Source organism: Halomonas sp. AOP30-A1-24 (genome assembly GCF_052378165.1).
GTDB classification, from domain to species: domain Bacteria; phylum Pseudomonadota; class Gammaproteobacteria; order Pseudomonadales; family Halomonadaceae; genus Vreelandella; species Vreelandella citrativorans.
Genome location: NZ_JBQSXL010000087.1, coordinates 1 through 1,090 on the forward strand (window position 1 = coordinate 1; position 1,090 = coordinate 1,090).

Here is a 1,090-nt window from a genome sequence, read left to right on the forward strand (position 1 = left end):
CTAATAAAATAAATACTATTTATTTGCCTTTGAATTCTTTAAGTCGAGAAATGGGTACGTTGGTTCTGCTTGGTTATATGTCGGCAGTTGAAAGCTACTTTAGAGCTATTTTTAGGCACTTGGTGAACGTGGATGAATACTCTAGGAAACTAGTTGAGCCTTTAAATGTTACTTATGGAGCTGCACTTAACCATAAGCCTGAAATATTAGCTGAAGCCTTGCTTGAAGAATATTCTTTTTCCGGTTCTTATAATGTTAAGCAAGCATTAAAGGATTTTGCAGGTATTAAAGGGAATCGACCTGCTGAAGTTGAAAAATCTTTTTTAGATTACCAGAAAATATGTGAGATGAGGCATTGTTGTGTGCACAGATTTGGAAAGCTCGGAGCTAAAAATGCTATTAAGCTTGGATTGGATTTACATAAGGATATATTGGAAAAACCACTTTCCTTGACTATGGATGGTCTGCAAGATGTTTCAGAGGTGATTAGAAATTTCGTTAAAATAATTAATAATTATATGTTTGAGAGTATTTTGTTAAGGACTTTTAAAAATCGTGTAGACGATGGTGTTATACCTTACCAAAATAGTTGGACTTGGGATTTTAGAAGAGACAAGAAACGTTTCTCAAAGTACTATAATATATTTTCAAGCAATCTTGATACTCGCCCCTCGCCACCCTTGAAAGAGGTTTATAATAGTTTTAGAGATGGCTGTAAGTAGGTGTTTGTATTTTAGTGTTTCTTTATGTTTTTAATGGCTGAAGTGTTGTTTTTAAAGTGTTGATTTTGGTTTCTGTATTTGCTAAAAGCTATTTATTGTAGGGCATGGATAATTAGGGTTTTCGCAAGCCGTATTAGAAGGTGGTTTTGTATTAGAAAGTGGTATAATAATCATAAATAAACCAAGTACTAGAGTAATACTATTGATTTTTAGCCGCTGGATTTAAACCTTGAATCTAGGAGCAGAAAGGTTATTCAAGAAGTCATGAAAGTCATGAAAGTCATGAAAGTCATGAAAGTCATGAAAGTCATGAAAGTTGTGGAATTGGTATCGGCAGTGAAATCACCAATGGCTTTGTGGTACTTAAA

Annotated in this window: 1 protein-coding gene; it reads left to right on the forward strand. The window is 33.9% G+C overall.

Annotated features, from left to right (window positions below; all coding sequences use genetic code 11):
• Positions 1 to 722: hypothetical protein (locus ACT3TJ_RS17985; protein ID WP_444666135.1), on the forward strand; the 722-nt coding region annotated here is incomplete at its 5' end.
• Between the last annotated feature and the right edge of the window lie 368 nt (positions 723 to 1,090).